Raw genomic sequence first — 14663 nt, 5'->3', positions numbered from 1 at the left:
AAGAAGGATTCAAACTTTTCGACATATTTAACTTTTTCCTTTATAGTAAAGAGTGAGGAGCTTGGTATTTTTTAATGCCGGGCGACGTTTTGTGTCTATTTCTTAAACAAAAGGGAAGAAGAGGGGGACATACTAATGGCAAAAAATGATGTTTTTCAATCACGCGCTTCATTTGAAGCGAATGGAAAACGCTACAATTATTACAGTTTAGCAGCGTTAGAAAACGCAGGAGTAGGTGAAGTTTCAAAACTTCCATACTCAATCAAGGTTCTTTTAGAATCTGTTTTACGTCAAGTTGACGGACGTGTAATTACAAAAGAACACGTTGAAAACTTGGCTAAATGGGGTACAGCTGAGCAAAAAGAGGTTGACGTACCGTTCAAACCTTCTCGTGTAATCCTTCAAGATTTCACTGGTGTACCAGCGGTAGTTGACTTGGCTTCTATGCGTCAAGCAATGGCTGACCTAGGCGGAAATCCTGATGAAATCAACCCATTAATTCCAGTTGATCTTGTTATTGATCACTCTGTACAAGTTGATAAAGCAGGTACAGCTGATTCATTAGCTGTAAACATGAACTATGAGTTCGAACGTAACAACGAGCGTTATCAATTCTTGAGCTGGGCTCAAAAATCGTTCGATAACTACCGTGCTGTTCCACCAGCAACTGGTATCGTTCACCAAGTAAACTTAGAGTACTTAGCTGCAGTAGTTCACGCTATCGAAAATGAAGATGGAACATTCGAAACATTCCCTGATTCATTAGTAGGTACGGACTCTCATACAACAATGATTAACGGTATCGGCGTTCTTGGATGGGGCGTTGGCGGTATCGAAGCGGAAGCTGGTATGCTTGGTCAACCATCATACTTCCCAGTACCAGAAGTTATCGGTGTTAGATTAGTCGGTCAACTTCCAAACGGTGCAACTGCTACTGACTTAGCATTAAAAGTAACTCAAGTGTTACGTGCTAAAGGCGTAGTTAACAAATTCGTTGAGTTCTTCGGACCTGGCGTAAATACATTACCACTTGCTGACCGTGCTACAGTAGCAAACATGGCTCCTGAATACGGCGCAACTTGCGGTTTCTTCCCAGTTGACGCAGAAGCAATTAACTACATGCGTTTAACAGGCAGAAGCGAAGAACAACTTAAAGTTGTTGAAGAGTACTGCAAAGCGAACGGCTTATGGTTAACTGCTGATAGTGAAGACCCAATCTACACTGATGTAGTTGAAATTGATCTTTCTACAATCGAAGCTAATCTTTCTGGTCCTAAACGTCCACAAGATTTAATTCCAATGTCTCAAATGAAAGAGCAATTCCATAACGCATTAAACGCACCAGCTGGCCCACACGGTTTCGGTATTGATGCGGCTGATAAAGAAAAAGAAATCACAGTTACTCTTGCTGATGGCGAAGTAGTTAAGATGAAAACAGGTGCGATTGCAATCGCTTCAATCACATCTTGTACAAATACTTCTAACCCATACGTATTAGTAGGTGCTGGTCTAGTTGCTAAGAAAGCTGTAGAAAAAGGCTTACAAGTTCCTGCTTACGTAAAAACTTCTTTAGCACCAGGTTCTAAAGTAGTTACAGGTTACCTAGCTGATTCAGGTTTACAACCATACCTAGATCAATTAGGCTACCAAATCGTAGGTTACGGTTGTACTACATGTATCGGTAACTCAGGTCCATTAGCTGATGAACTTGAAAAAGCTATCGCTGAGTCTGATCTTCTAGTAACATCAGTACTTTCTGGTAACCGTAACTTTGAAGGACGTATCCACCCGCTAGTAAAAGGTAACTACCTAGCTTCACCACCATTAGTAGTCGCTTACTCATTAGCTGGTACAGTTGATATCGATTTCGCTACTGAAGCAATCGGTAAAGACAAAGACGGTAACGATGTATTCTTGAAAGACATCTGGCCAACTGCTGAAGAAATTAAAGAAGTTGTAAATGCAACAGTTACTCCAGAGCTATTCAAGAAAGAATACGAAACTGTATTCACTAACAACGAGCGTTGGAACGAAATCAAAGTAGGCGATGATCCATTATACACTTGGGATAATCAATCTACTTATATCGCTAACCCTCCGTTCTTCGAAGGGCTTAAACCTGAAGCTGGCACTGTAGAACCACTTAACGGTTTACGTGTAGTTGCTAAATTTGCTGATTCAGTAACAACTGACCACATCTCACCAGCTGGTTCAATTGGTCTGAAAACTCCTGCAGGTCTATACCTACGTGAGAATGGCGTTGAACCAAGAGATTTCAACTCATACGGATCACGTCGTGGACACCACGAAGTAATGATGCGTGGTACTTTCGCAAACATTCGTATTAAAAACCAAGTTGCTCCTGGTACAGAAGGTGGATACACTACTTACTGGCCAACTGGCGAAGTAACTTCAATTTATGATGCTTGCATGAAGTACAAAAACGATGGTACTGGCTTAGTAGTATTAGCTGGTAAAGATTACGGAATGGGCTCTTCACGTGACTGGGCTGCTAAAGGTACAAACCTTCTAGGCATTAAAACAGTTATCGCTGAAAGCTTCGAGCGTATTCACCGTTCTAACCTAGTGTTAATGGGTGTTCTTCCATTACAATTCAAAGAAGGCGAAAACGCTGATACTCTAGGCTTAACTGGTACTGAAGCAATCTCTGTTGCGGTTGATGAAACAGTTAAACCAAGAGATTTCGTAAAAGTTACAGCTACTGCTGAAGATGGCACTGTAAAAGAGTTCGAAGTATTGGTACGTTTCGACAGTGAAGTTGAAATTGACTACTACCGTCATGGCGGTATCCTTCCAATGGTACTTCGCGATAAATTAGCAGCTGCTAAACAACAAGCTTAATATAAAGCGAGAAAAGTCTGCTTCAAAGGTGATTTGATAATCACTTTTTGGAGCAGACTTTTTGTTATGCTTTTGAATCCGTATTTAGAGGTGCGGTTGGTATCTTTGGTATCTTTTCTTCAGTAGTTTTGAGAAGTTCTTTTGTTTGTTTAGGAATTAGCAAACTTAAAACAAAAACAACTGCAAAAATTCCGATGATGATATAAGCAGAGTATTGCAGGGCAATAGTCAATCCTTCTGCGGTAGCTCTCGCTAATAAATCTTGAAGAGTGAGCCCTAAAGATTGCAGTTCATTGGCAAGACTTTCTTGGACATTAGTTCCTTGACTTAATCTCGCTTGTTCTAATGCTCCTGCAGTATTTGCATTCAATCCTTCTTGAGTGGATATTTCAGCTAATGAAGATTTCGTGAATGCTTCTGTAAAAGAAGAAAAGACGATGATGCCTGTGACAGATCCTATAGGTGTTCCGAAATCTCTAAATGTTGTAAACACGCCTGAGCCTGCACCTAATTTATTTGATGGAATTGTACTCAATGTGTATTTCATTATGATAGGAGTAATGGCTCCTTGACTGAATCCAAGAATAATGGAGAGGATTGTAATATAAGTAAAGGGAGTATAAACATCGATAAATGAAAAAACAAAGATAGAAACGATTGGAATAATAAACATGAAGTTCAATATTTTTTTATTGTTGAATTTGTCTGTCAATTTACCTATTATTAGAGCTCCAATAACGCTGCCTGCATAAATAATGGTGTAAAATAGCCCTACATTCGAAACATCTCTTCCAGGGGTGGCAGAAATGAAAAAGTTCATGATATAAATGAATGATTGATAGCCTGCCACAGTCAAGAGGTTTAAAATCATCGCCAGTGCAAATAATCGATTTTTAAACAGTGACAGTTCTACAATAGGGTTTTCTTTGCGGGTTTCCACAATCCATAAGGCAATGGCGGATATGATTCCAAGAGCAATCGTCCCGAACGTGTAAGGTGAAGTAGCTCCAAAACTTTTGACGATTGTAGATAGAGACAGCATGCTGGCAGCGCAGATGAATAAGAGGAAGCCGCCTAATAGATCAAAAGAAAGCTTTTTATCACCCTTTGACTCGGTAATGGTAAATTTGATGACAATAAATCCAAGCAGGGCGAGAACTGCGCTAACCCAATAAATAATTGGCCAACCGTATATTTTGATTAAGTAACCGGCAATAACCGCTCCTGTCATTGAACCAATCCCTTGTACAGCAGTAAAAATACCGGTTGCAAATCCTCGTTTTTCTGGAGGGAAAATAATGCTGATGTAGGCCATTGCAACAGGCAAGATACAAGATACGGCAAATCCTTGGAAAACGCGAGCTATAAGAAAAAAGGAAAAGTTAGGACTGATTGCTGCAGCAACTTCAGAAATAAAGAAGATGACCATCCCAAAGAGAAGAATTTTCTTTCTTCCTACCCGATCGGCGATCCGGCCCATAATTGGATAAAAAGAGGCGGAAGTAATATAAAACGAAATAATGATAAGACCGGCTAAATACGTTGGGAGTTCAAAGTGTTGTGATATACTCGGAATGGCCGGAGCTTGAAAAACCATCGCTTCAATACAAATGAAAGAACCAAATAATAAGGCAATAAATTGAATCCACTGTGAACGTTGAATTTTATTCTCCATAAAACACCTCTCATTAACTTAAATTTTTAATGACAACCCTCAGAAGGAAGCGCTTCCAAATAATCTGTTAGAGTAAGCAATGTTCCTCCTTTCAAAATTAGATAAGGCAAGTGAATAATTTAGCTTGTTTGTTAGATTATAATTACGATTGCTTATACATTCAACATAAAAAAAATAGAGAAATGTTGTTTAAACGATAGAATCGGTTAAAGTGCATGGCAAATAATAAATAAACTACAATAACGCGCATTTTGTATGAAAAATCAAGAGGCTCTATAAAGCTATTTGTGAGTGAGGGATATAGTCTGTAAATCGTTGCCTAAGAGGAAAATCTTATTGAATTCTTTATTGATATATTCAGGATTATATTTATTATCAGTATGGATTAACCAATGATAGATAAAGCCGACAATAATTGAAGCGATATAGTTTGCTAAAAAACCATGATTCATATTGATTTGATTAGAGGAGTGCTGCTCCTCTTTTATTTTTGATAAATAAAAATTATATAAGGAATCTGAGAGGCGAAATGAAAAATGTGGGACCCGGTGATAATTCATTAATGTTTTGAAAAAAGATGCATGCTCGGAGATGTAACTGAAAAGTTTAAGTGTTGATTGTCGGGTGAATTCTGTTTGAGAAGTAATAGGAAGGTTGGGAGCGTCATCGTTTTTCATACTTAAGATCATTCCGGCAAGCAAATCGTCAATTATAAAATTTAATAATTCTTCCTTATTACTGAAATGTGAATAGAAGGTTGAACGATTTAATTCAGATCTGTTTACGATATCTGTAATGGTAATGTCGTTAAAGCTTTTCTCCCCAAGTAAGGAAATAAGTGAATGTTTTAAAAGTCTTTTCGATCTTATAATTCTTCGATCAGCTTTTTTATTCATTCTTCTTCACCTCATTAGTATTTGTTATATTTTCAAAAATTTCTGACAATGTTTTTGATTAAAAATTCCAATAATCCCAAAATTTGTATTGCGTATTTAGCAATTCTAGATTATTATATACGCAATATAGTAAGAATGCAAAGTGAATTTGGAGGTGAAACCGTATTGAATGCTTACTTATTATTAAATATCCCTGGAAGCATTGTACCGGAGCAAGAAATTATTGCCTTCGGTGAACAAAGGTTAACGTACGAGAAATTAATTGAGAGAACGGGACGTTTGGCTACAACACTTTCAGAATATGGAGTAAAACAGGGGGATCGAATTGGATTTGTAGCAACAGGTTGCAGTGAAATGGTGGAAGTATTTTTTGCCGCTTTTCAATTAGGTGCGGTTATTGTACCGATTAACTACCGCGCCAAAACAGAAGAATTAGCTTTTATGATTCAAGATTCAGGTGTGAAAGTTTTGGTTACTGAGCAGAGATACGCTCATTTGATTGCTCCTATTTTGGAACAATCTACAATTCAGATAACCGTTTGTATAGGGGAAAATCAGGAGATTGGCGTATCTTATGAAGAAACAGTAAGTCAGAAAGTAGAAATAATGTATGACTTTGCTGATGTAGAAGATTCAGAGTTAGCCATCTTGCTATATACAAGCGGGACTACTAATCTGCCAAAAGGTGTCATGATAACTCATGGACAATTAACGAACTATGTCATGAATCATGCTGAAGCTGCAGACGGTACAGAGTGTGGAGCAACGATTATTTCTGTTCCAAGCTATCATATTGCCGGTGCCACCAGCATTTGCAATGCCATCTACAGCGGCCGCCGATTAGTTTTGCTTCGCCAGTTTGATGCCGGAGAATGGCTTCATGTTTTGGCGAAAGAAAAAGCAACCCATGCCTTCCTTGTACCTACAATGCTCAAAAGAGTTATGGATCACCCTAATTTTCACTCAACAAACTTAAGCTCTCTAAAAAGTCTATCGTATGGAGCGGCACCTATGCCTTTTCCAGTTATACGCCGTGCCATCGAAGTTTTCCCTCCTACAACAGAATTCGCAAATGGATTTGGAATGACAGAAACAACCTCCACAGTATCAGTGCTGAGCCCTGAAGATCACAAACTGACAGGAACACCTGAAGAAATCAATAAAAAAATTAAACGTCTGGCCTCAGTAGGGAAACCTCTTCCCGGCGTTGACATCATGGTTTTGGATGAACATGGCTCACCAGTCCCGGCCAATGAAGTTGGACTTGTCTATGTTCGAACACAGAAAGCGATGAAAGGTTACTGGAATCGCCCTGATGCCTCAAAAGAGACTCTTGTCAACGGTTGGGTCAATACAAGCGACTTAGGTTATTTGGATGAAGATGGTTATTTGTTTTTAAATGGCCGCAGTTCCGATATGATCATTCGCGGAGGTGAAAATATTTCTCCTGCTGAAATTGAAAGCGTATTCAATGAACATCCGGAAGTGGCTGATGTTGCCGTTATCGGCATTCCAAGCTTGGAGTGGGGAGAAGAAGTGATGGCTGTCATTGTAGCGCAAAATCCTGAACAGCCACCGTCAGTTCAAGAATTACTCGCTTATTGTAAGGATCGCTTAGCTAGTTTTAAGCGGCCGACGAGTATCGCTTTTATGTCGGAACTTCCAAGAACCCCAACCGGCAAAATCCTTAAAAGGGACATAAAGGAACGTTATGCAAACAACTATTTAACTAATTGATATTTGGCAAAAATCGCTTGATAAAAAAGTAAAGAGGTGAGAGGAATGCGCTTTGAATTAACGAAAGAACAACAGCAATTAAAACAAGAGATTAGAACATATTTAGAAACTCACATTACTCCGGAATTATTAGAGGAACTGAAGCATACCCCTGATGGTGGCCCGATTTGGCGCGAGTACATTAAGCAAATGGGCAGGGATGGCTGGTTGGGAATTGGCTGGCCGAAGGAATATGGCGGGCAGGGAAGGACACCGCTTGAGCAATATATATTCTTAGAAGAAGTGGACCGGTCAGGTGTTAATATTCCTTTTATTACGCTTGAAACAGTAGGGCCGACATTAATGAAACTGGGGACTGAGAAGCAGAAAGAGTATTTCTTGCCGAGAATTCTGAAGGGAGAAGTAGAAATCGCAGTCGGATATTCCGAACCGCAAGCTGGTACTGATTTAGCCGCACTTGAAACAAGAGCTGAGAAGGATGGGGATGACTATATTATTAACGGACAAAAGGTCTTTACTACGATGGCTCATGTATCAGACTACATTTGGCTAGCTGCCAGAACAGATCCTAATGTTCCAAAGCACAAAGGAATTTCTATTTTTCTGGTACCGACGAACGCACCTGGTTTTTCAGTAACTCCCATGAATTTAATGGGAGAAAGGTCGAATGTAAGCTATTACGATAATGTTCGTGTGTCAAAGGATGCCCTCGTCGGTGAAGAAAATATGGGCTGGCAATACATTACGACTCAGCTCTCTTTGGAACGGCTTATGCTGTCAACTTATTCAAAAATGAAAAGGACAGTTGAGGAAACAATTGAATGGGCAAAAGAAACAGTCGTTGATGGAAAGACTGTATTTGAACAAGACTGGGTACAAGAGAAACTTTCAGAATTAATAGTCAAAATCACGGTGCTCAAGCATTTAAACTATCGGGCAGCCTGGGGGCACAGCAATGAAAAAGCAGGGCATTATCGTCCTTCTATGAATAAAGTATACGCTGCAGAATTACATCAGGAAGTTTACGATACTTGTATGCAAATCATGGGGATGTATGGGCAGTTATCATCGGATTCAAAGTGGGCACCGATTAAAGGAAGAGCAGAATCTCATGCCAAGAAACATGTCGTCTTTCTATTTGGCGGCGGTGCAAGCGAAGTAATGCGTGACCTTGTGGCAAGATTCGCTTTAGAATTGCCAAAGACCTAATAAAGGCGCTATTAAAAGGAATTTAAAGGAGGAAGAGATGAATGGCTATAGCTGAAGCCTTAATTCAAGAACATGTGGGGATTGAATCAGAGCGTATAGTGGGGCCTGATGCAGTCTGTAAACAAATGATTCGTCATTGGTGTGAGGTGCTACAGGATGCGAATCCTTTATATACGGACGAAGAGTATGCAAAGACGTCAAAATATGGTGAAATTATTGCTCCGCCGATGCAGGTGCAGGTCTATACGATGAGTCCTCTCTGGCCGGAAGTGAAGAGAGAGCCGAACCCGATGGAAAAACTGGTTGCTCTTTTGAAAGATGAAGGATATACATCGATTGTTGCCACTGAACAAGGTCAGGAATATTTCGCTCCAATGAAGGTTGGTGATGAAATTAGCTATACGCTGTCTGTCTATAAAGTTTCACCTGAGAAGATGACAGCTCGTGGACCAGGATATTTTTGCACATTCCTATATACGTTTATGAATCAACGAAATGAAATTGTATGCAAACAAACTTTTACTATTCTTGCGTATAATGCCATTTCAAAATAATAGGGGGATTTCTATGAATGAAACAAGAGTAAAAGCCGTTAAATGGAATGAAATTGAAGTAGGTTATGAATTGCCCGTTCATACTCGAGAGATTACAGCTGCTTTAGTAGTGGGAGGTGCCATTTCAGCCACACATGATTATGCGCTTGTTCATCATGACCACCGTGCGGCTCGCAGTGCAGCTGCAGATGATGTATTTATGAATATTTTAACGACTAATGGGTTAATCGGAAAATATTTGACTGATTGGTGTGGTCCGACAGGAGAAATAAAAAGCATTACTTTACGCTTGGCTGTTCCGAATTATCCGGGTGATCGAATGACAATAACAGGAACAGTTACGAAAAAATATGAGGAAGATGAAAAAAAACTAGTAGAAATCGAATTTGTCGGCAAAAACAGCCTCGGCAATCATGCTTCAGGTAAAGCTTTAGTAATCATTGAATAGAAATGGGGGAAAAACGTGGAGAATATTTGCGACAAAACGGCAATAGTCGGTATTGGAGAAACAGAATTCAGTAAAAACTGTGGGCGAAGTGAGCTTCAAATGGCCTGTGAAGCGATACTTGCAGCAGTAAAAGATGCCGGCCTGACAGTAAATGACATTGACGGGATGGTTAATTATACACTTGATACTGGAGCAGAACAGGTAGATATTGTGAAGGCATTAGGTATACCTAACCTTCATTTCTTCAGTAAAACGCCCTATGGCGGAGGCGGGAACTGCGGAACTGTAGCGCATGCTGTTGCGGCAGTCGCTTCTGGAATTGCTAATTATGTTGTCTGTGTCCGTTCAATACGAGATGCTTCAGGACCTGTGAAATATGGGGATTTTGAGCCGAATCGTGTGGCAGATTTAACTTATATGGGCATGTATCATCCGTATGGATTATTGACACCAGTTTCCTGGGACGGGATGTTCGCACAACGGTATATTTATCAAAATAATATAAAGGATGGCGCATTTGCTCCTGTTGCGCTTGTGAATCGTGAGAATGCAAATCGCAATCCGAAAGCGCAGTTTTATGATCGTAAATTAACGCTAGAAGAATATATGAATTCGCCTGTTAATGTTGCGCCGCTTCGCCGTCATGATAGCTGTTTAAGTTCAGACGGTGCGGTAGCTGTTATTGTAACAACTGCTGAAAGAGCGAAAGATTTAAAGCAGCGTCCGGCGTATATTTCTGCAGCGGTTCAATCGACAGCATCGAATGGTGAAATGATGACAAGTTATTACCGCCCGGATATTGCGGTGTTTCCTGAAATTGAAACATATGGGAAAAGATTATTCCATATGGCAGGCATTTCTCCGTGGGATATTAATGTAGCGCAAATTTATGATGCATTTAGTCCGCTTGTTCCTATGCAATTAGAGGCGCTGGGCTTTGTCGGAAAAGGAGAAGGTGTAGATTTCATTCAAGGAGGAGATCGTATCCGTCCTGATGGACAGCTGCCCATTAATACAGCAGGCGGTTTAATGTCAGAAGCTTATATACACGGAATGAATTTAATTACGGAAGGTGTTCGTCAAATTCGAGGCACTTCTACAACCCAAATACAAGATGCGGAGCTTTGTTTAGTTACGGGAGGGCCTGGTGTTCCTTCAAGCGGCCTGATATTAAAAAGGAGGTAAGAATAAAAATGGTTCGATACAATGAAGGATTTACTCCACCAAGACCACTGGTGGATGCTGATAGTTTGCCGTTTTGGAAAGTAATGCAAGAAACGAAGCAGCTTCATTTTCAACGATGTTCAGAATGTAAAGAATTAATGCACCCACCTCGTCCGGTTTGCCATAAATGTCATAGTTTCAATATGGAATGGGTTCCATCAAGCGGGAAAGGTACCATTTACAGCTATGTTATTTATCACCGTCCGGTTCATCCAGCCTTTAAAGTACCCTATGAGGTTGTGTTAGTAGAGTTAGAGGAAGGGGTTCGACTTGTTTCTAATATGATAGATTGCGAGCCTGATGAAATATATATCGGAATGCCTGTAGAAGCTGTGATTGATCAAGTTTTTGAGGATATAGCATTACCGAAGTTTAAACGTCGAAATACGTAAAGAAAGGGGAGTACTATTATGGATTTTGCTTTAAATGAAATTCAAGAAGTATTAAAAAGTACGGCACAGAAGTTTTTCAAAGAAAAGTGTACGGTTACAGCTCTTCGCACGGCAGAAGCCAGTGAGAACAAATTTTCGCCATCTTTTTATAATGAAATAGCTGAAATGGGTTTTCTTGGATTGTGCATTCCCGAAGAATTTGACGGGGCTGGCGGAAGCCTCTTGGATTTGGCTTTAGTTGTTGAAGAAGCGGGTGCTGCTTTATTTTCTTCTCCTTTCTCATCAACGCTTTCATACGGCGTTCTTCCTATTCTTCAATATGGGACGACGGCGCAAAAGAATGAATTGTTACCTGAAATTGCGGAAGGAAAGCTTTTGGTAACGGGTGCATTCTCCGAACCGCAAGCTCATTATGATTTATCGTATATTTCGTCCGTTGCTAAAGAAAAAGGCGGAACATATTCTCTTACAGGCAAAAAGATGTTTGTGCCGTTTGCGACAACGGCTGATTATTTCTTAACATTGGCGAGAACGACTGAATCACCTGCCGGCAGTGAAGGCTTAAGTTTGTTCTTGGTAAAAGGAAAACAAGCTGGAGTACACATAAAACCGCTGCCTTCTATTGGTTCAGATGGATTGTATGAAGTAGAATTTGACGGAGTTACAGTCACTTCTGAAGACTTATTAGGCTCTGTCGACCAAGGCTGGGAGACTGCTCAGAAAATAATTGAAGCTGCAACAGCTCTGCAATGCATTGAAATAATAGGTTTACTTAATAAAGCGGTTACGGTAACAACTGATTATGTAAAGGAAAGGCATCAATTCAAGCGGCCGATTGGGAGCTTTCAAGCTGTTCAACATCGTTTAGCAGACATGTTTACAATTGTGGAAGGAGGCCGTTTAGCTGCTTATCACGCGATATCAAGATTGAATGACGGGGTATCGGCTGAAACTGAAACTGCAATAGCGAAGGCATTTATTTGTAAAGAAGGGCAAAAAGTAATGGTCGGTGCACATCAATTACATGGGGGAATGGGGATTGATATGGATTATCCTCTCCAATTCTGTTTCAGAAGATTTAAAAGTATGCAATTGAATCTTGGACCGGCGAATTTTCAATTAAAGAAAGTAGCAAAATCTTTGTCTGTTTTGCCTGTAACGGATGGGCAGTTGGTTAATTAATATAGAAATATATTGAGGTGGTAAAGGATGACGGAAAAAGCTCTTTCAGGCATTAAAGTAATTGATCTTTCTTGGAATATTGCTGGACCTTATTGCACGAAATTATTAGCGGATTATGGAGCAGAGATAATCAAAATTGAACAGCCGGAAATCGGAGATCCGTCAAGGCTGGAAGGACCGTTTCCCAATGATGTTGAGAATATAAATGCCAGTGGATTATATGCATTTTTGAATAATAATAAACACGGTATCACGTTAAATTTAAAGACAGAACGCAGTGCCAGTCTATTAAAGGCATTAGTGAAGGATGCAGATGTATTAGTAGAAAACTTCTCTCCAGGTTTCCTTTCTGGACTGGGTTTAGGTTATGAAAATTTGAAACAGATTAATCCAAAGCTGGTGATGACATCTATCTCGAACTTCGGACAGAGCGGTGAGTATAAGGACTATAAAGCGACTGAATTGATTACACAAGCTATGAACGGGTTTGTCAGTCAAATAGGCGATAAAACAAGGGAACCTCTTCGTGCTGGCGGGGCTTTGAGATTAACTGAATATTCCGCTGGTACAATTGCAGCTGCATCTACTTTAGCCGCTGTATTAGGAAGAAAAAAAACAAACGAAGGCACGCACGTGGATGTTTCAATCGCTGAGTGCGGAGTCATTCATATGCCGTATCGCAATGTGCAGCATTCGTACACAACTTGCGCATCCTTTGAAGATCGCTATATTTCAATGCCTAGCATTGAAAAATGCAAGGATGGATATATTGGGATCAACTTACTTTCTGGTCAGCATTGGCAAGACTTTTGTTATATGACAGAAATGTATGATTGGGTAGAAGACCCGCGCTTTATGGAGCAATACAGACGGGTGGAACCGGGAAATAAAGAATTATTCCGAGCACGATTTGATGAGTGGTTAATGAGGCATACGAAAGAGGAAATTATTCAGTTAGGGATTGAGTGGAGAATTCCTATTACACCCGTCATTAACTTCGAGGAGATGCTTGATTTTCCCCAATATAAAGAGCGTGAATTTTTTGTGAAAGTTAACCACCCTATTATGGGTGAAGTTGAACAACCAGGGCCTCCTTTCCGTTTATCAGAGACACCTTGGAGCATCGAAAAGGTTGCACCGCTATTAGGGGAAGATAATAAGCGCGTATTTGGAGAGATTCTCGGATATTCTGAAGAAGAAATTCAGGAGATGTCAGCGAAAGGAATAATTTAGAGGAGGTGTTTTTATGACAACTTTACCTTTAGAAGGGGTTCGAATTGTTGATTTAACAATGTGGTGGTCGGGACCTGTTTGCACATCATACTTAGGTGCATTAGGTGCAGAAGTAATTAAGGTTGAATCTGTTCAACGCGCGGATGGCTTTCGTTATTCTATGTCTTCTCCAGGAGAAAATTGGTGGGAAATGGGACCGCAGTTTAATGCGGCAAATATGAATAAAAAAGGAATCACGCTTAATCTGAATGATCCGGAAGGTATGAAATTGCTGAAAGAATTAATTGCGAAGAGCGATGCAGTCATTGAAAATTCCTCTCCGCGTGTAATGGATAATTTTGGACTTAACTATGAGCAATTATGTGAATTGAATCCTTCGATCATCATGTTATCAATGCCAGCCTATGGAAGAACAGGTCCTAATCGCGACCAACCTGGTTTTGCTTTTACATTTGAGATCTTATCGGGACTTGCTCAAGTGAATGGTTATCGTAATGACTCCCCAATGACAATCGGGGGAGCTGGAGATGTCATTTCCGGAACGCATGCAGCATTTGCGTTATTATCAGCTCTGCAATATCGGGAAACAACCGGTAAAGGGCAAATGATCGAAATTGCGCAAGTAGAAGGCTGTGTGAATTTCATGGGTCAGCCTATTGCCGATGCTTCCATGAATGGACGGAATTGGGGACGTATAGGAAATCGTCAGCCGAACATGGCTCCTCACGGTGTATATCGTTGTAAAGGAACTGATGAATGGATTGCCATTGCGGTGGCTGACGATACAGAGTGGAAGCAATTTTGCAATGCGCTAGGGAACCCTTCCTGGACAACGGATGAGCGTTTTCAGACTATAAAAAGTCGTTATGAAAATCATGATGATTTGGATATTTTTATAGAAAATTGGACTTCACAGTTGGAGAAAGAAGAAGCTTCGAATCTTTTACAAACATTCGGGGTAAGTTCTGGACCCGTTGTCCATGTAAATGATATAGAAAAAGCGCCTTATTTTGACGGTTTTTTCCAAGCTGTAACACATGAATTTACAGGAACTCATCAATACCCGGCATGGCCAGTAAAATTTTCAGGCAACCGACTTGAACACCGATCTCCGGCACCTCTATTAGGTCAACATAATAAAGATGTGCTTCAAAATATACTAAACTGCTCAGATGAAGAGATTAAGAAATTGACAGAGGAAAAGGTCATCGGTAACAAACCGGCATATGCAAGTTCTTAAATTCGAATAGG

The 14663-nt window shown here is 40.2% G+C and carries 12 protein-coding genes; 10 read left to right on the top strand and 2 right to left on the bottom strand.

Annotated elements, in window-relative coordinates; translation table 11 throughout:
* The first annotated feature begins 135 nt into the window (after window positions 1-135).
* Window positions 136-2862 carry an aconitate hydratase AcnA gene (gene acnA, locus IEO70_RS03150; protein WP_190996894.1) on the top strand — a complete coding sequence of 909 codons (2727 nt, stop codon included), beginning with the start codon at window positions 136-138 and terminating at the stop codon, window positions 2860-2862.
* Window positions 2863-2926: 64 nt separating this feature from the next.
* Here the strand turns inward: acnA and IEO70_RS03145 are convergent, their stop codons facing one another.
* Both IEO70_RS03145 and IEO70_RS03140 read right to left on the bottom strand, forming a co-directional pair.
* Window positions 2927-4537, bottom strand: a complete 1611-nt coding sequence (locus IEO70_RS03145; RefSeq protein WP_190996893.1) for an MFS transporter — start codon at window positions 4535-4537, stop codon at window positions 2927-2929.
* Between the two features lie 281 nt (window positions 4538-4818).
* Window positions 4819-5433 carry a TetR/AcrR family transcriptional regulator gene (locus IEO70_RS03140; RefSeq protein WP_190996892.1) on the bottom strand — a complete coding sequence of 205 codons (615 nt, stop codon included), beginning with the start codon at window positions 5431-5433 and terminating at the stop codon, window positions 4819-4821.
* A 165-nt stretch (window positions 5434-5598) separates the two neighbouring features.
* On the opposite strand from IEO70_RS03140, the gene IEO70_RS03135 reads away from it, so the two are divergent.
* The 9 genes from IEO70_RS03135 to IEO70_RS03095 are packed head-to-tail and all read left to right on the top strand — an operon-like array spanning window position 5599 to window position 14652.
* Window positions 5599-7170: a class I adenylate-forming enzyme family protein gene (locus IEO70_RS03135; protein ID WP_190996891.1), complete on the top strand. Its 1572-nt coding sequence runs from the start codon at window positions 5599-5601 to the stop codon at window positions 7168-7170.
* A 45-nt stretch (window positions 7171-7215) separates the two neighbouring features.
* Complete coding sequence (locus IEO70_RS03130; protein WP_190996890.1) at window positions 7216-8379, top strand: acyl-CoA dehydrogenase family protein; 1164 nt, start codon at window positions 7216-7218, stop codon at window positions 8377-8379.
* Window positions 8380-8420: 41 nt separating this feature from the next.
* The gene (locus IEO70_RS03125; protein ID WP_190996889.1) at window positions 8421-8933 is read left to right on the top strand and encodes a MaoC family dehydratase; all 513 of its coding nucleotides are present in this window, start codon (window positions 8421-8423) and stop codon (window positions 8931-8933) included.
* Window positions 8934-8946: 13 nt separating this feature from the next.
* Complete coding sequence (locus IEO70_RS03120) at window positions 8947-9381, top strand: hotdog family protein (RefSeq protein ID WP_190996888.1); 435 nt, start codon at window positions 8947-8949, stop codon at window positions 9379-9381.
* A 15-nt stretch (window positions 9382-9396) separates the two neighbouring features.
* Complete coding sequence (locus IEO70_RS03115) at window positions 9397-10566, top strand: thiolase C-terminal domain-containing protein (protein ID WP_190996887.1); 1170 nt, start codon at window positions 9397-9399, stop codon at window positions 10564-10566.
* An 8-nt stretch (window positions 10567-10574) separates the two neighbouring features.
* Entirely contained in the window at window positions 10575-10997 is a 423-nt protein-coding gene (locus IEO70_RS03110) for a Zn-ribbon domain-containing OB-fold protein (protein ID WP_190996886.1), read from the top strand.
* Window positions 10998-11015: 18 nt separating this feature from the next.
* Window positions 11016-12179: an acyl-CoA dehydrogenase family protein gene (locus tag IEO70_RS03105; protein ID WP_190996885.1), complete on the top strand. Its 1164-nt coding sequence runs from the start codon at window positions 11016-11018 to the stop codon at window positions 12177-12179.
* Between the two features lie 27 nt (window positions 12180-12206).
* Entirely contained in the window at window positions 12207-13412 is a 1206-nt protein-coding gene (locus IEO70_RS03100) for a CaiB/BaiF CoA transferase family protein (RefSeq protein WP_190996884.1), read from the top strand.
* Between the two features lie 13 nt (window positions 13413-13425).
* Window positions 13426-14652: a CaiB/BaiF CoA transferase family protein gene (locus tag IEO70_RS03095; RefSeq protein ID WP_190996883.1), complete on the top strand. Its 1227-nt coding sequence runs from the start codon at window positions 13426-13428 to the stop codon at window positions 14650-14652.
* The last annotated feature ends 11 nt before the right edge of the window (window positions 14653-14663 follow it).

The organism is Peribacillus faecalis (assembly GCF_014712675.1).
Classification (GTDB): Bacteria; Bacillota; Bacilli; order Bacillales; family DSM-1321; genus Bacillus_AD; species Bacillus_AD faecalis.
Note: the sequence above shows the minus strand (reverse complement) of the source record. Positions and strands in the feature narration are given on the sequence as shown.